Origin of the sequence: Kribbella rubisoli, from assembly GCF_004217145.1 — a bacterium.
Lineage (GTDB): Bacteria > Actinomycetota > Actinomycetes > Propionibacteriales > Kribbellaceae > Kribbella > Kribbella rubisoli.
On the sequence record NZ_SHKR01000012.1, the window covers coordinates 560,840 to 578,772 of the forward strand.

21 protein-coding genes are annotated in these 17,933 nt (G+C 68.6%); 14 read left to right on the forward strand and 7 right to left on the reverse strand.

The annotated features are described in order from the left end of the window. Positions 1–16 precede the first annotated feature (16 nt). A complete protein-coding gene (locus EV645_RS16810; protein WP_130444765.1) occupies positions 17–748 on the forward strand; it encodes a CTP synthase C-terminal region-related (seleno)protein in 732 nt (243 codons plus the stop codon). Here EV645_RS16810 and EV645_RS16815 read toward each other — a convergent pair. From EV645_RS16815 to EV645_RS16825, 3 genes are all read right to left on the reverse strand, one after another. Then, positions 703–1,704, reverse strand: coding sequence for a Gfo/Idh/MocA family protein (locus EV645_RS16815; protein ID WP_130444767.1), 1,002 nt, complete (start codon positions 1,702–1,704; stop codon positions 703–705). The two genes, EV645_RS16810 and EV645_RS16815, sit on opposite strands and share 46 nt — an antisense overlap. Before the next feature lie 173 nt (positions 1,705–1,877). Then, positions 1,878–3,014 carry a phytanoyl-CoA dioxygenase family protein gene (locus tag EV645_RS16820; protein ID WP_130444769.1) on the reverse strand — a complete coding sequence of 379 codons (1,137 nt, stop codon included), beginning with the start codon at positions 3,012–3,014 and terminating at the stop codon, positions 1,878–1,880. Positions 3,015–3,016: 2 nt separating this feature from the next. Continuing rightward, a complete protein-coding gene (locus EV645_RS16825; RefSeq protein ID WP_130444771.1) occupies positions 3,017–4,525 on the reverse strand; it encodes an FAD-dependent oxidoreductase in 1,509 nt (502 codons plus the stop codon). Between the two features lie 71 nt (positions 4,526–4,596). On the opposite strand from EV645_RS16825, the gene EV645_RS16830 reads away from it, so the two are divergent. From EV645_RS16830 to EV645_RS16840, 3 genes are read left to right on the forward strand one after another with little or no spacing between them, the layout of a single operon-like run. Next, the gene (locus EV645_RS16830) at positions 4,597–5,310 is read left to right on the forward strand and encodes an AraC family transcriptional regulator (RefSeq protein ID WP_157997086.1); all 714 of its coding nucleotides are present in this window, start codon (positions 4,597–4,599) and stop codon (positions 5,308–5,310) included. A gap of 19 nt (positions 5,311–5,329) precedes the next feature. Further along, a complete protein-coding gene (locus EV645_RS16835) occupies positions 5,330–6,352 on the forward strand; it encodes a Gfo/Idh/MocA family oxidoreductase (RefSeq protein ID WP_130444775.1) in 1,023 nt (340 codons plus the stop codon). A 53-nt stretch (positions 6,353–6,405) separates the two neighbouring features. Beyond that, positions 6,406–7,149, forward strand: coding sequence for a GntR family transcriptional regulator (locus EV645_RS16840; RefSeq protein ID WP_130444777.1), 744 nt, complete (start codon positions 6,406–6,408; stop codon positions 7,147–7,149). Here EV645_RS16840 and EV645_RS16845 read toward each other — a convergent pair. Together EV645_RS16845 and EV645_RS16850 are read right to left on the reverse strand one after the other, a co-directional pair. After that, the gene (locus tag EV645_RS16845; protein WP_130444779.1) at positions 7,146–7,847 is read right to left on the reverse strand and encodes a hypothetical protein; all 702 of its coding nucleotides are present in this window, start codon (positions 7,845–7,847) and stop codon (positions 7,146–7,148) included. The two genes, EV645_RS16840 and EV645_RS16845, sit on opposite strands and share 4 nt — an antisense overlap. Positions 7,848–7,859: 12 nt before the next feature. Further along, positions 7,860–8,360 carry a SigE family RNA polymerase sigma factor gene (locus EV645_RS16850; protein ID WP_130444781.1) on the reverse strand — a complete coding sequence of 167 codons (501 nt, stop codon included), beginning with the start codon at positions 8,358–8,360 and terminating at the stop codon, positions 7,860–7,862. Between the two features lie 246 nt (positions 8,361–8,606). Between EV645_RS16850 and EV645_RS16855 the strand changes: the two genes are divergently transcribed. From EV645_RS16855 to EV645_RS16885, 7 genes are read left to right on the forward strand one after another with little or no spacing between them, the layout of a single operon-like run. Next, positions 8,607–9,884: a TadA family conjugal transfer-associated ATPase gene (locus EV645_RS16855; RefSeq protein ID WP_130444783.1), complete on the forward strand. Its 1,278-nt coding sequence runs from the start codon at positions 8,607–8,609 to the stop codon at positions 9,882–9,884. Further along, positions 9,884–10,744 (forward strand): type II secretion system F family protein, encoded by an 861-nt coding sequence (locus EV645_RS16860; protein WP_130444784.1) that lies wholly within the window; start codon positions 9,884–9,886, stop codon positions 10,742–10,744. The genes EV645_RS16855 and EV645_RS16860 overlap by 1 nt, the downstream gene beginning before the upstream one ends. Further along, positions 10,741–11,679: a type II secretion system F family protein gene (locus tag EV645_RS16865; protein WP_130444786.1), complete on the forward strand. Its 939-nt coding sequence runs from the start codon at positions 10,741–10,743 to the stop codon at positions 11,677–11,679. The genes EV645_RS16860 and EV645_RS16865 overlap by 4 nt, the downstream gene beginning before the upstream one ends. A 14-nt stretch (positions 11,680–11,693) precedes the next feature. Beyond that, positions 11,694–11,891 carry a hypothetical protein gene (locus EV645_RS16870; RefSeq protein ID WP_130444788.1) on the forward strand — a complete coding sequence of 66 codons (198 nt, stop codon included), beginning with the start codon at positions 11,694–11,696 and terminating at the stop codon, positions 11,889–11,891. Continuing rightward, entirely contained in the window at positions 11,891–12,277 is a 387-nt protein-coding gene (locus EV645_RS16875) for a TadE/TadG family type IV pilus assembly protein (protein ID WP_130444790.1), read from the forward strand. The genes EV645_RS16870 and EV645_RS16875 overlap by 1 nt, the downstream gene beginning before the upstream one ends. Further along, positions 12,274–12,723 (forward strand): TadE/TadG family type IV pilus assembly protein, encoded by a 450-nt coding sequence (locus tag EV645_RS16880; protein ID WP_130444792.1) that lies wholly within the window; start codon positions 12,274–12,276, stop codon positions 12,721–12,723. Before EV645_RS16875 ends, EV645_RS16880 begins: the two co-directional genes overlap by 4 nt. A 26-nt stretch (positions 12,724–12,749) precedes the next feature. Further along, on the forward strand, positions 12,750–13,148 hold the full coding sequence (locus tag EV645_RS16885) for a pilus assembly protein TadG-related protein (protein ID WP_130444793.1): 399 nt from the start codon (positions 12,750–12,752) through the stop codon (positions 13,146–13,148). Between the two features lie 2 nt (positions 13,149–13,150). Here EV645_RS16885 and EV645_RS16890 read toward each other — a convergent pair whose 3' ends face one another. After that, positions 13,151–13,948 (reverse strand): SDR family oxidoreductase, encoded by a 798-nt coding sequence (locus EV645_RS16890; RefSeq protein ID WP_130444794.1) that lies wholly within the window; start codon positions 13,946–13,948, stop codon positions 13,151–13,153. A 70-nt stretch (positions 13,949–14,018) separates the two neighbouring features. On the opposite strand from EV645_RS16890, the gene EV645_RS16895 reads away from it, so the two are divergent. From EV645_RS16895 to EV645_RS16905, 3 genes are read left to right on the forward strand one after another with little or no spacing between them, the layout of a single operon-like run. Continuing rightward, entirely contained in the window at positions 14,019–14,630 is a 612-nt protein-coding gene (locus EV645_RS16895) for a TetR/AcrR family transcriptional regulator (RefSeq protein ID WP_130444795.1), read from the forward strand. A gap of 16 nt (positions 14,631–14,646) precedes the next feature. Next, on the forward strand, positions 14,647–15,768 hold the full coding sequence (gene prfB, locus EV645_RS16900; protein ID WP_130444796.1) for a peptide chain release factor 2: 1,122 nt from the start codon (positions 14,647–14,649) through the stop codon (positions 15,766–15,768). Then, positions 15,752–16,513, forward strand: a complete 762-nt coding sequence (locus EV645_RS16905; protein ID WP_130444797.1) for a pentapeptide repeat-containing protein — start codon at positions 15,752–15,754, stop codon at positions 16,511–16,513. The genes prfB and EV645_RS16905 overlap by 17 nt, the downstream gene beginning before the upstream one ends. Here EV645_RS16905 and EV645_RS16910 read toward each other — a convergent pair. After that, a complete protein-coding gene (locus tag EV645_RS16910; RefSeq protein ID WP_130444798.1) occupies positions 16,476–17,924 on the reverse strand; it encodes an MFS transporter in 1,449 nt (482 codons plus the stop codon). The two genes, EV645_RS16905 and EV645_RS16910, sit on opposite strands and share 38 nt — an antisense overlap. Between the last annotated feature and the right edge of the window lie 9 nt (positions 17,925–17,933).

Below are 17,933 nucleotides of genomic sequence, written 5' to 3' on the forward strand. Positions count from 1 at the left end.
CGGTGAGGATGGAGCCATGAACGCCTACTCCGGACGCATCGCCCTCGTCGGTGATCGCTCGCCGCATGTCCGCTCGCACGTCCGCGTACCCGGGCTCCTCGACCGCCTGCGGGACCGCGACAACCTCGACTTCGACGCCTACTGGATCCCGACCGAGCAGGTGGACGAGGCGCTCGAAGGCTTCGACGGGATCTGGCTCCTCCCCGGCAGCCCGTACCGCAGCGAGGCCGGCGCGATCACCGCGATCCGGATCGCCCGCGAGCGCGGCATCCCGTTCCTCGGCACGTGTGCCGGGTTCCAGCACGCGATGCTCGAGTTCGCCCGCAACGTCTGCGGTGCGTCGCAGGCACAGCACGGCGAGAGCACCCCGGACGCCGACGACCTGCTGATCGTCCCGCTCGCGTGCTCACTCGACGGTCATGAGGGCGCGATCCAGGTGACCCCGGGCACCCGGGCGGCCGCGCTCCTGGGCGTCGAGCGATCGATGGAGCGCTACCACTGCTCGTACGGCCTCGACACCACCAGACTCGATCTGCTGCGCGAGCACGGCCTGGTCTTCAGCGGGTATGACGACGAGGGCGATCCGCGCATCGCGGAGCTACCCGATCACCCGTTCTACCTCGCCACGCTGTTCCAGCCGGAGCTGGCCGGCGACGGCACGCGACCGCACCCGTTCATCCGGGCGTTCGCGCGCGCCGCGGCTCAGAGGGCAGTCGCAGGCCGCGGCGTCATCCCGGCCGCGACGTAGCAGGCGTCGATGAGCTCCATCGTCGCCAGGGCGTCGTCGGCGTCGGTGAGCACCGGGGCGCCGTTGCGGACGGCGCCGGTGAAGGCCTCGAGCTGATACGTCCACGACGTACGCGTGCCGCGGTGCTCGACCCAGGTGTCCTCCTTGGTCGTGACCACCACGCGGTCGTCGCGCTGCGGCAGCACGTAAACCGGCGCGAACGCCTCACCGCGACTGCCGACGACCTTCAGGCTGAACTCGACCTCCTCGGCCGCCATGCTGGTCCGCACCGCACCGGTCGCGCCGTTCGGGAACTCCAGGTCCGCGTTCAGCCATTCGTCCACGCCAGGGAGCCGCTTCCGCTCACCGGCCCGCGCGCTGACGAGCCGCGGCGCGCCACCGGCGTACGGCGTGAACATCCGCTGGGCATGCAGCGCGTAGCAACCGACGTCCATCACGGCCCCACCGGCCAGCGGCAGGGACCAGCGTGGGTCGTCCTCCGGCGGCGGGGGCATCACCATCGTCGTCTCAACGTGCTGCAGGTCGCCGAGCTCACCCTTGGCGACCAGCTCCAGCAATCGGCGCATCACCGGGTGGTACGCGTAGTGGAACGCCTCCATGAAGACCAGTCCGGACGAGTGGACAGCGTCCCGCACCTGCCTCGCCTCGGCGGCGTTGCTGGCGGACGGCTTCTCGGTCAGCACGTGTTTGCCCGCGGCAAGCGCCTTGAGGTTCCACGGCCCGTGCAGGCCGTTGGCCAGCGGGTTGTAGATCGCCTCGACCTCGGGATCGTCGAGCAGTTCCTGGTACGACGCGTGCACCCGTTCGACCCCGTGCTCGGCGGCGAAGGCCTCGGCGCGGTCGGCGTCGCGCGCGGCGACCGCGACCAGCCGGGCGCCGGTCAGCTTGGCCGGCTCGACAATGGCCCGGCCCGAGATCCGGGCGGCACCGAGAATCCCGATCCGCAGCGGTTCCATGCCTTCTCCTTCGAGGGTCGGCCGCACGGGCGGCGTACGGCGGTGCGTCCACGAGGCGCGTGTTCCGCCGGTAAGGGTAGCTCCCGGACCGGACAGCGAACGCGCCATCCTGCCTGACGATCACTCCGGCCCGACAGCGGCTGCCCGTGATCCGGACGCGGTTCACCCAACGTTCACGCGTTTCTGTCGTCTGTCTGTCGCCGGTCGGCATGTTCGACGAGTGCCTGGTGCAACCGGTCGGGGTGCCAACGCTCCGTGACCGCGGACCGCAGTACGTCGGCCTGGGACTGTGGCGCGAGCCCGCCGATCGGCTGGTCGCGATCGAGATTGGTCGGGAACGCATAGCCCTCGGCCGTCGCCGCGATCACGTTCTCGACCGCTGCCGGGTCGTCCACGGCGATCAGGGCGGGATAGACCGCTTCTATCATCCTGGCCCGGTCGATGCTCTCCATCGCGCGGCCGAACGCGGACGAGACCTGCAGGAGGTTCGCCATCCGCTTGATGTCGGCCGAATGGTTGCTCCCGGCAGCATGGAACAGCGCCGGGTTGAAGAACACCGCGTCGCCCTTCTCGAGCGGCAACTGCACGTGGTTCTCGACGAAATGCGCCTGGAACTCGGGCCGCCGGTACGCGAGGTAGCCCAGCCCGTACTTCTGCGAGTGCGGCAGATACAGCGTCGGCCCCGACTCGATCGGCATGTCGCAGTGCGCGACCGCGCCCTGCAAAGTCAGCACGGACGACAGGCGATGCACATGCTCCGGGTACTGCGCCGCCACCTCGTCGGACTGGAATCCCAGGTGATAGTCGCGGTGCACCGTCTGCCCCTCGCCGCCCGGGTTCACCACGTTCACCTGTGACGTGACCTGGTACGCCGGCCCGAGCCAGGCAGCCGACACCAACGCGAGCAGATCGTTCGCGTAGTACGCCGTGAACACGTCAGGCGCACCGACCGCAAGCTTCTCGAGCGCGTTCCAGACCCGGTCGTTCGCACCCGGCTTCGCGAAGTGGTCGCCGGCCGCGACGCCGGACCGATGCTGCTCGTCGATCAGCCGGTTGAACTCGACGGTCGTGGCATCGACCACATCGTTGCTGAAGGCCCCTTTCAGTACGACGATCCCCGGCCCGTCGGCGAACGCCCGGACGAACTCGGTCTGTACGTCGCGTGGATCGGCCGCCCGGACCCGCGTGGCGTCGTACACCGGGACCTGCTGCTCGACGGCCGCAGCATGGGGGTAGTCGGCAGGGTCGGTCTTGTCCTCGAGGACGGTGAGCAGGTCGTCGAGCCGGACATCGGCAGGGTTCAGCCACATGGCTACAGATTGCTTGACCAGCTGAGCACCTGTCCACGTTCGAGCAGTCTGGCCTGCAGCTTCTCCACATCTACAGCTTGTACGTCGGTCCGCGCGCGCAGCGATTGCACTGCGGCGACTGCGGCCGACTCGGCCAGTACGCAGAAGACAGGCTCCATCCGCGTCGCGGCGTACCCGATGTGGGAGGCGGACAGGCAGACCGGGACCAGGAGGTTGCCGGTCTGCTGTGGAGTGATGGCACGGTAGGGGACCGGGTACGGCCGGCCGGTGCCGAGGTGGCCGCCGATGAACATGTCGCCCTCGGTGGCCACGCCCAGCTGGCCGGATGCGTTGCGGCTGGCAATGCGCCGTACCGGATAGACGTCTACACCGAACAGGGCAAGACCGATGCTGTCCGCTGGTTCGGTCTGGTTGATGACGTCGGCGTGCGTGATCGTGTACTGACCTTCGAGCCGCCGGCAGACCCTGATGTACAGCTGCGGCGGCCAGCCGTCCGTCTCCGGGAAGACGCTCCCGTCCAGTCCGTACGCCGCTGTCTCCGCACGGAACGCTGCTGGCACAGACGGGTCCGTCGACAGGAAGTGGTGCAGTCCACGGAGGTAATCGAGGTGTTGACGCCAGATGCGCGAGCGGGCGTCCCAGCCGCCGTCCTGGTACTCGCGGCTCAGTCCGAGCGGAGCATTGGTGATCAGAGAACCACGCTGGTAGTTGTACTCGCCTGAATTGATCCAGCCGGGGAAGATGCCGGACAGGTCCTCTGCGTGCTCGAGGTAGCGCCGGACCAGCTCGTAGTCGGCCGGTGAGTAGTTGTCGGGCGGTGTGAGTTCCACGCGCTTGGCAGGGTCGGTGGTGACGTAGAAGCGGTAGTTGTAGGCCTGCGTGTAGTCATCGCCTGCACCTATCGCCATGCCGTGGTCGTCTTCGACCAGCGGTAGCAGTCCGCTCGTGCTGTCACCAGGGACGACGTACGGGTCGATCGGGGTCCAGTTGGTGACCGGACGGACGCCTGCGATCTCTTCGCCGAAGGTGTCCTGGGACTCGCGTCCGGTTCGGTAGGGGACACCGGCCAGGGCCATCAGGTCGCCCTCGTACGACGCGTCGATGAAGAACTCCGCCTGGATCTCGCCATCGTGCAGAGAGTCGGCGGCCGGGACGCCCCATCGGTCCGGCGTCGACGTCTCGAGCTCGATCGAGCTGATCCGGTTGCCCGTGCGCGTCACCGATCGCACGCGGCGTTCGAAGATCACCTCGATACCAGCCACGGCAATCCACTCGTGGAACGCGCGCATCACCTCGTGCGGGTGAGTGCCGAAGCCGAACACCACGTCCCGGGTCAGCCCGCCCGCGGCAGCCGGGACCGGGCAGTCCTGCGCCGGCTTTATCCCCGCACCGAGCATGCCGCCGAGCCACCGACTCGGCTCGATCAGCACCACCGACGCACCTTCCTGGTACGCCGTCATCGCCGCGACGCAGCCCGCGGCCGTTCCTCCGTAAACGCAGACATCCACCATGCCATGCACTCTGCAACAGCCGGTGTCGATGGAAAATAGCGGCTCTGAGCAGGTCCATGTACTTTCTTGCCATGCTCGAGTTGGACGGCTACCTCCTCGCGCCGCCCCGGCCGCAGTTCGCTCTGCCCTTCGACACCTACGACACCTGGTGCCTTCTGCTCCCGGCCGCCGGCTCCTTCGACTACCAGGTCGGCGACGCGCACGGGACCGCCAAGTTCGGCGACGTCGTCATCTGCCCGCCCGGCGGTATCCTCCACCGCCGCATGCGCACGCGAACGTCGTTCTTCCACGCCCGCTTCACCACCGAGTTGGAGCCGCCAAGCGGCCGCACCCGGGTCCGCGACCTCGACCGCCTCCGCGGCAACCTCAAGCTGCTCGAGGATGCCGCCACCGCGATCGCCACCCACGTCGTCACCGACCTCGTCCTCATGCTCATGCTCAACCGCGCTGGCTCCCCGCGAGACCCGTTGGTTCACAGCGCGCTGACTTACCTCAACGAGCACTACGCCGAACCGGAAGTGTCGTTGACCGAGCTGGCAGCCGCCCTCGGCATCAGCCCGTCACAGCTCTCCCGGCGCTTCCGCGCGGTCCGCGGCACGACACCGGTCGCCTACCTGCGCGACCTGCGCCTGCAGAAGGCGCGTGAGCTGCTGGCCGAGACCGACCAGACGCTCCAGGTCATTGCAGAGCACACCGGCTATCGCAGCGGGTTCTACCTCAGCAGAGTGTTCAGTGCGCAGACAGGGCAGTCGCCGTCGGAGTATCGCCGTACCAGTCGGGTCTGAAGCGTTCTAGGGTTTGACTATGCGGACAGACCACGGGCTGCCAGTGGTACGGCTGGGACTGATCGGGGCCGGTCGGATCGGCACTATGCATGCCGGCAACATCGCCCGGCACGTGCCCGGTGCCGAGCTGGCGGCGGTCGCCGACACCAGGCCGGAGGCTGCTCAGAAACTCGCAGCGCGGTACGACACGGCGCCCGTGACCGTCGACGAGCTGCTCAAGGATCCGGAGCTCGACGGCGTGGTGATCACCTCGCTTGCGATCGCGCACTCCGAGCTGATCACCCGTGCGGCCGAGGCAGGTAAGGCGGTCTGGTGTGAGAAGCCGGCTTCGCTGACGCTGCCGGAGCTTGACCGGGCGATCGCTGCGACCGATCGCGCCGACGTCCCGTTCCAGGTCGGCTTCAACCGGCGGTTCGCCAAAGACTTCGCCGCAGCGCGCCGGACGATCGCGGACGGCGGCATCGGGACGCCGCGGCTCATGCGCTCGATCACCCGCGACCCCGGTCGACCTGGCGGCCTGCGGTACGCCGACCGCATTCCGCAGTGGACGATCTTCCGCGAGACGCTGATTCACGACTTCGACACGCTGCTCTGGCTCAATCCCGGCGCACGGCCGGTCGAGGTCTACACGCGCGCAGACGCGCTGGTGGCACCGGAGTACAAGGAGAACGGACTGCTTGACACAGCAGTCGTGATGATCACCTTCGACAACGGTGCGATCGCGACCGCCGAGGCGAACTTCTCGTCGTACTACGGGTACGACGTGCGCGGCGAGGTGTTCGGCAGTGAAGGCATGGTCGTCGCCGGTCAGCTCGCCAGTAGCGCGCTGGAGCACTACAACGCGAGCGGCGTGCACCAGCAGACGTTGCGTAGTGACGAGGAGATGTTCCACGACGCGTATGTGCAGGAGCTCACCGATTTCGTGGACGTGGTGCGGACGAACGGCGTACCGCCGGTGACCGGCCAGGACGCACGGAACGCCTTGCAGGTCGCACTGGCGGCGATGGCGTCGTACGAAGAGCACCGTCCGGTGCGGATCTGATCAAATCCGGGTGGTGGGTCGACGGAATCGGGCCCAGCATTCAAGATGTGCCCATGAGTACCGTCCAGGTCCAGGTCGATCGGAACAGCCGTACGCCGTTGCACGTTCAACTGGCGCAGCAGCTCGAAGCGGCCATCCAGGGCGGTGAACTGCCGGTCGGCTCCCGGCTGAGCAACGAGGTGGACCTGGCCGAGGCGTACGGGCTCAGCCGGCCCACAGTGCGCCAGGCGATCGCCCGCCTGGTCGACCAGGGCCTGCTCGTCCGCAAGCGTGGCGTCGGCACGCAAGTCGTGGGCAACTCCGGTCAGGTACGCCGGTCGCTCGAGCTGACCAGCCTGTACGACGACCTGGCCGCCGCGCACCGCAAGCCCGAAACCGAGATCCTGCGCTTCGGTATCTCGCCTGCGACCGCAGAGGTGGCCACGGCACTGCAGTGCGAGCTGGGCGACCGCGTCCTCCGGCTGGAGCGACTGCGCCGGGCAGATGGCGAGCCGCTGGCTCTGATGCGCAACTGGCTGCCGCCGGAGCTACTGGAGACCGACCCGAACACGCTGGCCGAGCGGGGCCTCTACCAACTGCTGCGGGCCGAGGGTGTCCGCCTGAAGGTGGCCCACCAGACGATCTCCGCCATCCCAGCAACGCTGGAGCAGGCACGGCTGCTGTCGGAGGAGCCCGGCTCACCGCTCCTCGCTACCACCCGCATCACGTACGACGACCACGGGCAACCGGTCGAGTATGGCGCCCACCTGTACCGCGCGAGCCGCTACTCCTTCGAGCACACGCTGGTGCACCGCTAAGAGACCCGCGGCGGGTACACCCACTGCTTGCTGCGAGCGATCTGCGTCAGCTGCGCGATCGACAGGATCGGAGCGGGCCGGCTGTGCTCAACGCCTTGGTCCCGACGCGCGTTGTAGTTGCTGATGCTGATCTGTCGCCCGTCCGGGTAGAAGAGCTCCACAGTGGTCACTGTGATGCCACCCGGGTTCGACTCGTCTGTGTACAGCGGCCTGTTGGCGTAGGCGACGTACACCGTGCCGTCTGACTGGACGGTGCAGGTCCCGGCGGGGGAGCCGTTGCAGTTGGTGTTCGCCTGCGCGGTCATCATGTCGACCGTGAGCAGTCCGGCGCCGTGACCGTCGTCGAGCACCACAGAGAGGGTGCCGTCTTCAGATGTGGTCATGTGACCGCGGTGCAGGCTCTTGGGAAGTGCTGCGGCCAGAGTCTCCGCAGGCGTCAACGGCTTCGGGCGGTGCGAGCTGGGCGTACTGGTTGGCTCAACAGCTGCGTCGTGCTGGAGCAGCTGTGTGCTCCCGACGATGATGCCGACGGTCGCCAGTACGGCGGCTGCCCCGGACAGGCTGGCCAGTGCGGTCCGACGGCGGCGCAGGACCTTGCCGCGACGGATGCCCCGGGCAACCAGCTCGGGGGTGGCCGGCTGGAGGTCCTCGGTGGCCCGCCGCATCAGGTCGGGGAGGCTGTCGTGAAGGTTGGTCATGGTGCTCCCAGCTCAATGCGCGGTCAGGTGGACGGCTTCGTCGCCGAGCACCGCTCGTAGGCGGCCCAGCGCGCGCGACGTACGCGTCCTGATCGCACCGGTGTTCTTGCCGAGGTCCTGCGCTACCTGCTCGGTACTGCGATCCTCGAAGTACCGCAGGACCAGCACGGCACGGTCCAGTGGGGACAGCTCTGCCATCGCCTGCAGCAGGGACAGGCGCAGTGCGTGGTCCCCCGGAGGGTCCGCGCGGTCGGGTGTCCGCTCCACCGGCCGCTCCGTCGAGCTACGCCGCCGCCGTTGGGAGATGTACGTCCGCGCCAACACCGTCTGGGCGTACGCCGCTGGGTTGTCGGCCTGCTCCACCCGCCGCCACGCCCGGTACAGCTTGGCCAGCGTCTCCTGGACCAGGTCCTCCGCCAGGTGATGCTCGCCCGCGAGCAGCCAGGCCGACCGGTACAGCTGCGGCGTCCGCGCCCGCGCGAACTCCTCGAAGTCCTGTGTAGACCGTGTCAAAGCACCCTCCCGAGGTCCCTCCACCCGGTTCGACGCCACGAGTCGGCGTTCTGTTACCGCCGAATTGCAACAAGCTGCAACTTCCTGGACCGGTGGTGAGGCGATGGATACGGTGAGTGAGCCCTCCGCGTGTCACGGTTATCCACAGGGCCGCCTCCGCGAGTGGCGCCGGCTGCCCCGGAATTGAAAGGATGGTCGCGCATGGTGACCGCGTGGTCGCCAGACGGGACACACACGGGGAGATCGATGACAGCGGACAGGCTCGACGCGCACCGATCCGGCTGGGACGGTGCCATCGAGCTGATCGACGCCCAGGTGCGCGACGTCGTGCGCCGCGAAGGCATCGACCCGCTCCGCGATCCCGGCTCGGTGAGCGCGATCGTCGCCCTTGTCGTGAAGGAGTACGACGAGCGCAGCCTGACCGGGGTCGTCCCGCCGATCGGCGACGTGGAGGCAGTCAGCCGTGAGGTGCACGACCGGGTCGCCGGCTTCGGGCCGCTGCAGCGTTACCTGGACGACCCCAGCGTCGAAGAGATCTGGATCAACGAGCCGAGCCGGGTGTTCATCGCCCGCGAGGGCCGGCACGAGCTGACCACGACAGTTCTGACCGAGGAGGAGGTCAGCGATCTGGTCGAGCGGATGCTCAAGACCACCGGCCGCCGGATCGACGTGTCACAGCCGTTCACCGACGCGCGCCTGCCGGACGGGAGCCGGGTGCACATCGTCCTCGGCGGCATCACCCAGCGGTATGCGGCGATCAACATCCGCAAGTTCACGGTCCGCGCGACCCGACTGACCGACCTGGTCCAGCTGGGTTCGCTGACGCCGCACGCAGCCGCGGTGCTCGAGGCATCTGTTGCCGTCGGCCTCAATGTGCTGGTCTCCGGTGGCACGCAGGCCGGCAAGACCACGATGCTCAACGCGCTGGCCGGTTCGATCCCCGGCAGCGAGAGGGTGATCAGCTGCGAAGAGGTCTTCGAGATCAAGCTGCCGATCCCCGACTGGGTCTCGATGCAGACCCGTCAGGCCGGTCTCGAGGGCACCGGCGAGGTGCGGCTGCGCGACCTGGTCAAGGAGTCGCTGCGGATGCGGCCGTCCCGGGTGATCGTGGGCGAGGTGCGCGGCGAGGAGTGCCTCGACCTGCTCCTCGCGCTGAACAGCGGCCTCCCCGGCATGTGCACGATCCACGCGAACTCCGCCCGCGAAGCACTGACCAAGATGTGCACGCTGCCGCTGCTGGCCGGTGAGAACATCGGCTCCCGGTTCGTGCTGCCGACCGTGGCGGGGTGCGTCGACATCGTCGTACACCTGGGGATTGCGGCGGACGGACATCGACGCGTGCGGGAGATCGTCGCGGTCACCGGGCGGGTCGAGGAGCAGGCAATCGAGACCGAGTCGCTCTTCGTGACGTACGACGGGTACCTGCGCCGCGCCGAGGGACACCTGCCGCATGCGGAGCGCTTCCAGCAGGCCGGGTACAACGTGGCCGGACTGCTCACCGAGTTGCCGCGGAGCGCGGGCTGATGGGACTCCTGATCGGGCTGTTCTTCGGGGTCGGCCTGCTGCTGATCATCGCGGCGTTCGTGTCGCCATCGGAAGCGGCGGCCGGCACGGACGGCCGGCTGCGTCGCAGGAGTCGTGAATTGCTTGCGAGCGCAGGGATCGAGGGCCTGACGCCGGGTGCCTTCATGGGTGCCTGTGTGATCACCGGGCTCGCCGCGTTCGTGCTGATGTTCCTCGTCTCCAGGGCCTTGCCGGTCGGTGCGGTGTTCGGGTTGATGGCGGGCTGGCTGCCGATCGCGTTGGTGCGGTCGAGGGCTCGTCGGCGGCTGGCGGAGTTTCGTGAGCTGTGGCCGGACGTAGTGGACAACGTCGCATCCGCGGTCCGTGCCGGGTTGTCGTTGTCCGAGGCATTGGCTCAGGTCGGCGAGCGCGGGCCGTTGCCGCTGCGCGAGCCGTTCCGGCGGTTCGGTGCGGACTATGCGTCGACGGGCCGGTTCGCCGAATCGCTCGACCGCTTGAAGGCGCGATTGGCCGACCCGGTCGGCGACCGCGTGGTCGAGGCGCTCCGGATCGCGCGCGAGGTCGGCGGTGGCGATCTCGGTCGGCTGCTGCGATCGCTGTCGACGTTCCTGCGTGACGATGCGCGGACGCGGTCCGAGCTCGAGTCGCGACAGTCGTGGTCGGTCAACGGCGCTCGGGTCGCGGTCGCCGCACCGTGGCTGGTGCTGGCGATGCTGTCGTTCCAGGGCGACGTGATCCAGCGCTACAACTCGCCAGTCGGTGCGCTGATCATCGCCGGCGGTGCAGTCATCTGCGTGCTCGCGTACCGGTTGATGCTGCGGATCGGCCGCCTGCCCGAGCCCGAGCGGGTGCTGCGATGAGCCCGATGCTGGTCGGCGGTTTCCTCGGTGCCTTGCTCGGCGCCGGCTTGCTCGTCGTCGTACTGCGGTTGCCGTTCTTGCGCAAACCGACGGTCGACGAGCGGATCTCGCCGTACCTGCGGGATCTCGGGGCGCCGGATGTGTTCGTCGGCGTGGTCGATTCGCGGTCGCCGTTCTACGCGATCCTGCGGTTGTTCGGGCCGTCGCTGCGTTCGGCCGCGGCCCGGCTCGAGCGGATCCTCGGCGGGGCGAACACGGTCCGCCGGCGGCTGCAGCGAGCGGGGATCCAGCGGACCGTTGAAGAGTTCCGGATCGAGCAGTTGCTGTGGGGAGCGTTGGCTTTCGGCGCCGGTCTGGTGATCTCGATCATCGCGGCGGCGTTCGACACCGGGGATCCGGTTGCCCTGATGGTGTTCTGCTTGGTTCTAGGTGTCGTCGGAGTGCTTGGCCGAGACACCTATCTGACCTCACAGGTGCGTCGCCGCGAGCGGCGCCTGCTTGCTGAGTTGCCGACGGTTGCCGAGCTCTTGGCGTTGTCGGTGGCGGCCGGTGAGGGGCCGGCGGCGGCACTCGACCGGGTGACGCGATCATGCCGGGGCGACCTGGCCGACGAGCTGGAACGGGTCCTGGCGGAGACCAGGGCGGGGGAGTCACTGGTTCGCGCGCTCGACGCGCTCGCGGACCGCACCGGATTGCTGGCGCTCTCGCGCTTCGCGGACGGGCTGGCGGTGGCGCTCGAGCGCGGCACCCCGCTGGCCGACGTACTGCGGGCGCAGGCCGCCGATATCCGGGAAGCGGGGCGCCGTGAGCTGATCGAGTCGGGCGCGCGCCGCGAAGTAGCCATGATGGTGCCGGTGATCTTCCTGGTCCTCCCGGTGACCATCGCCTTCGCCTTCTACCCGGGCGCTGTCGGAATCCGGCTGATCGCCGGATGAATCGAGGAGAGGTCATGTCCCTACACCTGACGAGACTGTTCGTGGCGTTGCTGCTGAAGCCACGCCCGGCGCGGACAGAGCGCGGCGACGTCCCCGGCTGGGTGCTGATCACCGTGATGACGGCCGGCCTGGTCGTCGTGATCTGGCGCGTGGCCGGCGAGCAGCTCGCCACCATGCTCAAGGACGCGCTGTCGTCGGTCTCCAACAAGTAATGCGCAGGGCCCGTGGCGAGCGGGGCGCGGCGGTTGTCGACTTCGTCCTGGTCTCGACCCTCGTGGTGCCGTTGTTCCTCGGGATCCTGCAGGTCGGTCTGTTTCTCTACGTACGCAACACGGTGACCGCCGCAGCCTCCGAGGGCGCGCACTACGCGGCCGTGCTCAACCGGGAGCCGGCCGACGGTGAGGCACGCACCCGCGAGCTGATCAGCGGCGTGGTGCGGGACCAGTTGATCGACTCGGTGTCGGCGGAGGCGACCGACGTCGACGGGCAGCCCGGCGTCGAGGTCACCGTCGACGCACACATGCCGCCGCTCGGGCTGTGGGGACCGGGCATCTCGTTCAGCGTCCAAGGGCACGCGGTCAAGGAGACGGGCGAATGAGGCGCCGGCGGGACGAGCGCGGGAGTGCGATCGTCGAGTTCTCCTGGCTGGCGATCCTGCTGATGGTCCCGTTGGTGTACTTCATGCTCGGCGTCTTCGACGTCCAGAGAGCCTCGTACGGCGCGACCGCGGCGACCCGCGCCGCCGGCCGGGCTTTCGTCATCGTGCCGGACGGTGTGTCCGAGGACGAGGCGCGATCGCGGGCGTTCGAGGCCGCGAAGCTCGCGATGAAGGACCAGGGGATGGAGCTCAGCACCGACGAGCTCACGATCACCTGTAGCCCGGCCTGTCTGCAGCCCGGGTCGACGGTGACCGTCACGCTCAACACCGAAGTACGTCTGCCGCTGATCCCCGACGCGCTCGGCGGCGAACCGCCGGCGATCCGCATCAGTGCCTCGCACACCGAGGCATTCGGCGACTACCGCGAAGCCAAGGGCAACGGATGAGCCGGCGTCGGGGAGAAGACGGGCAGATGACCGTCCTGATCATCGGGTTCACCGTGGTCATCCTGCTGATGATCGTCGTGGTGACCGACATCTCGAAGGCTTTCCTGGTCCGCCGCGACCTCGACGCGACCGCCGACGGCGCCGTCCTCGCGGCCGCCAACGGCCTGGCCGCCGTCTATGCCCAGCCCGGCGCGGGCGGCAATGCGGCGATCGACCCGGACCAAGCCGCCCGCCTGACCGCCGACTACCTCAATGAAGTTGCCGCCAGCAACAGATTCGACAGTCTGGGCTGGTCCGTCGACGTCGAAGGTACGACGGTCACCGTCAGGCTGACCTCCACCGCGAACCTCCCCTTCCACCCGCCAGGCTTCCCGACCTCGACCGATCTCTCCGCCGAAGCCGCCGCGATCGTCCCGATCCGCTGAGCTCAGAACAGCCCGGGGTTGTCCACGAGCCAGGTGGTGAAGGTCCGGCCGGTGTGGCCGGTGAGGAGTTCGACGCCGGGCTCGATGCGCTGGGGTAAGCCCACGCGGGACTTCCAGTAGGCCAGCAGCGTCTCGCGCTGACCCTCGTCGCGCATCCGCATCTCGGCACGCGCCTCATCGGGCGTGAGGTCGACGGCCTCGATCGGTACGCCGGTGGTCGCGGTGATCAGGCCGATCTGGTGGCGGCGGGTCATCGACTCCGGGCCGGTGAGCGGATAGCCGCGACCGTCATGCGCGTTGCCGGGGCCGTCGAGGAGGATGCGGAGTGCCGCGTCGGCGATGTCCTGCTCGTGGATCGGCGCCTCCTCGGCGTCGAGGTACGGCAGCCGGATCTGACCGGTCGCGCGGACCTGATGTGCCCAGTACTTCGCGTTGCTCATGAACGCACCGGGCTGCAGGCGGGTCGTCGCATACGACCCGTTGGCGATCACCTGCTCGGTCTTCGCGTGCGGATCGTCGGGTCCGCCGAGTGAGGACAGCGACGAGAGCAGCACGACCTGCTTCACTCCGGCCGACTCGGCCGCTGCGGCGAAGGCAGGTGCCGTCGACGGGTCGGAGTACAGGAAGACCTGGCTGATGTCGCGGAGAGCGGGTGCCGGGTCGGCGGGGTCGTAGCCGACGGCCGACGGGAGAGCGGAGGGCTCCCGGCTGGCGACGCGGACGTCGTGTCCGGAGGCGATCAGGCCGGCGGTGACGGCGCGGGCGATCGCGCCGCGGCCGCCGGTGACGAGGATAGTCATTGGATGTGCTCCAAAGATGTAGTGACTACATGATTGGAATCAGTAAAGCAGATGCCCTACGCTCGGTGCAATGGAGCTCGGACGGCGGGAGCGCAAGAAGCAGCAGACGCGGCACGCCATCTCGGACGTGGCCACGCGGCTGTTCCTCGAGCGCGGGTTCGACGCGGTCACTGTTGCGGAGGTGGCGCGCGCGGCCGATGTCGCCGTACAGACCGTGTTCAACCACTTCCCGGCCAAGGAGGATCTGTTCTTCGACGAGTCGGGGTGGTGGCTGGGGCCGGCGCTGGCGATCCGGGAGGCGTCGGCGGATGCGGATCCGATCGATCTGCTCGAGGCGCACTACCTGGCCGGCACGCGGGATCGGTTCGAGGTCGGGCATCTGGCGACTTGGAAGCAGTTCGTCCGCACGATCGAGAACAGCCCGGCGCTGGAGGCCCGGCGCCGGTTGCAGGCCGCCGAACTCGAGACCACGCTCACCGCGGCGCTCGACGAACGCGCCCCGGATCACCTGCGCAACCGGCTGATCGCAGCGCAGTACGCCGCCGCGCAGAAGGTGCTCGAGGAACAGCTGATGCGCATCCTGGCCGACGATGCTTCACCCGCGGAGCTCGCCACGGCCCAAACCGAACTCGAGCAGGCGGTTACCCAGGTCTTCGCCGTTCTTCGTCGAGGTCTCGGCTGAGGTACGCTGTTTCGTTGTGGCTGGACTGGATTTTGACGCGGAGCTGAAGCAGCTCGACGCGACGATGACCTCGATCGAGAAAGTGCTTGATCTCCCCGCACTGCGCAAGGAGATCGACGACCTCGGCGAGGCGGTCGCTGCGCCTGACCTCTGGGACGACCAGGCGAACGCGCAGAAGGTGACGTCGCGGCTTTCCAGCCTGCAGGCCGACGTCGAGCGGGTGAGCGCCCTGCGCAGCCGGGTCGACGACCTCGGCATCCTGGTCGAGCTCGCCCGCGAGGAGAACGACGCGGACACCATCGCTGAGGCGGAGAAGGAGCTCAGCTCGCTGGCCAAGTCGATCCAGTCCCTCGAGGTCCGCACGCTGCTGTCCGGTGAGTACGACGAGCGCGAGGCGCTGGTCACGATCCGTTCCGGCGCGGGCGGTGTGGACGCGGCGGACTTCGCCGAGATGCTGCAGCGGATGTACCTGCGCTGGGCCGAGCGCCACGGCTACCCGACCGAGGTCTACGACACGTCGTACGCCGAAGAGGCCGGGCTCAAGTCGACCACGTTCGGGGTCAAGGCGCCGTACGCGTACGGCACGCTGAGTGTGGAGTCGGGTACGCACCGGCTGGTCCGGATCTCGCCGTTCGACAACCAGGGCCGCCGGCAGACCTCGTTCGCCGCGGTCGAGGTTGTCCCGGTGCTCGAGCAGACCGACGAGATCGACGTACCCGAAGAGGAACTGCGGATCGACGTGTACCGGTCGTCCGGTCCGGGTGGTCAGAGCGTCAACACGACCGACTCCGCGGTCCGGATCACGCACATCCCGACCGGCACCGTGGTCTCCTGCCAGAACGAGAAGTCCCAGCTGCAGAACAAGGCTTCCGCGATGGTCATCCTGAAGGCCAAGCTGCTCGCGCTGAAGAAGGCCGAGGAGCGGGCCCAGATCGACGCGCTGCGCGGTGACGTGCAGGGCTCGTGGGGCGACCAGATGCGGTCGTACGTCCTGCATCCGTACCAGATGGTGAAGGACCTGCGGACGCAGTTCGAGTCCGGCAACACGTCCGGGGTCTTCGACGGTGAGATCGACGAGTTCATCGAGGCCGGCATCCGCTGGCGCCGTACCGGCCACACGGTTGCAGAGCAGAACTGAACTCCGCGCCGACTGCGCTAACTGCGTCGGCCTGTGCTGCATCGCGCTGACCTTCACGAAGTCGGCGGACTTCGCGCTGGACAAGCCCGCGGGTGAGCCGTGCCCGAATCTCAGTGACGACTTCCGCTGCACGATCCACAAAGACCTGCGCAGCAAGGGTTTCCAGGGCTGCACGGTGTACGACTGCTTCGGCGCCGGTCAGGCGATCACCAGCCGCGGACAGTCCGCTCCGGAGATGTTCGCGGCCCTCCCGATCCTCCGCCAGCTGCACGAGCTGCTCTGGTATCTCGACCAGGTCCTCGAGTACGACGAGGCCGCGCGCGAGGCGATCGCCCACCTCGAGGACGTGAGCCGCACGCCGGACCTCACAACCGTCGACGTGAACGCCGAGCGTGCGGCCGTGAACGAGCTGCTCCTCAAGACCAGCCAACGCGTCCGCGGCAAACAGAGCAAGAAGAAGGAACGCCGCGGCGCCGACCTGATCGGAGCCCGCCTGCGCGGCGCCGACCTCGCCAAAGCCAACCTTCGCGGTGCCTACCTGATCGGCGCCGATCTCCGCGAAGCAGACCTGCGCCAGTCCGACCTCATCGGTGCGGACCTGCGGGACACAGACCTGCGCGGCGCCGACCTGAGGGGTGCCTTGTTCCTCACCCAGTCCCAGATCAACGCCGCGCGAGGCGACCACTCCACCAGACTTCCCGACGCTGTTACGCGCCCTGCCCACTGGACCGCAGCTGGTGCGTGACCGGGGTCATCAGTAGCGAGATCACGGTGATGGCCAGAGCTACTGCGGCCAACGCGCCGCCCTGGCCCCAGGAACCACCGGCCAGCGACAGGTAGGCGGTGCCGACCGTGGCGGCGCCAAGAGCCAGGCAGGTCTGCTGGCTGGTGAGCAGGATGCCGCTGCCGAGGCCTGCCTGCGCAGGGGGGACCTGACTGAGCACGACACCCATCAGCGGAACCATGACCAGGCCAGAGCCGAAGCCGGCGATCAGCATCGGCAGGGCGAGCTTCAGAGGGTTCACGTCCGGCCACAGGGTGAGCGCCGCGACCGCGAGTACGGCGTACCCGATGCCCTGGATGATCCAGCCGCGCACGATGAGGCCGGCGCCGTACCGGACCTGCAGACGCGGTCCGTAGATCGAGGTGATCAGGAACCCGACCGCCATCGGCAGCAGGCTCAGACCGCCTTCCAGCGGGGACATGTGCGCCTCACCCTGGGTGGCGATCGCGAACACGAACATGAAGCCGCCGAACGTGGTGAAGAACGCTACTGCCAGCAGCAGGCCGATCCGCATCGCCCGCAACCGCAGCACAGTCGGGGGAATCAGTGGAGACAGTCCGGACCGCTCGGACCGGTGCTGGTGTGCGCCGAGTAGCAGGACGGCCGGAATCGTCGCCGCCAGGCAGAGCCAGGTCCACAGCGGCCAGCCGAGCGGCCTGCCCTCGGTGAGTGGCAGAAGCAGGAGCACGAGCGTCAGCGCGAGCAGTGCGGCTCCGACGAGGTCGACCCGCTGAGCCTTGGCTGCCTTGGTCTCCGGGATCAGCCGGATCGCCGCGGCCACGCCCACAATGCCGACCGGCACGTTGACGAGGAACACGGCCCGCCAGCCGAGGTCGAACACGTTCGCCTCGACCAGTACGCCGCCGACGATCTGACCGAACGCCGCAGCGGCGCCGCCCGCCACGCCGTACATGGCCATGGCGCGGGCGCGGTGCTCGCCGGTGAGCAGGCTGGTGATCGTCGCCAGCACCTGTGGGGTGACGGCGGCGCCGGCAGCGCCCTGGACGACGCGGGCGACCAGAAGGACGCCGATGGTCGGGGCGATGGCGCAGATGAGCGACATCACGGTGAAGCCGACCAGGCCGATCAGGAACAGGCGTTTGCGTCCGAACGTGTCGCCGAGGCGACCGCCGACCACGAGCAGGGTGGCGACGGCGATGCCGTAGCTGCCGACCACCAGTTGGAGTTCGCCGGAGGACGCCCGCAGGTCGGAGCCGATCGCGGGCAGGGCGACGTTGATGACGAAGAAGGAGAGCATCGGCAGGAAGGCGCCGAAGATGAGAGTCGTGAGGGCCACCGGCTTCAGCGGCGACGCGACGGCCTGCGGCCGGGCGGGCGCTCCGGTGGTGGCGGCTTGGAGCTGGTCTGTCATGCGTCCAGC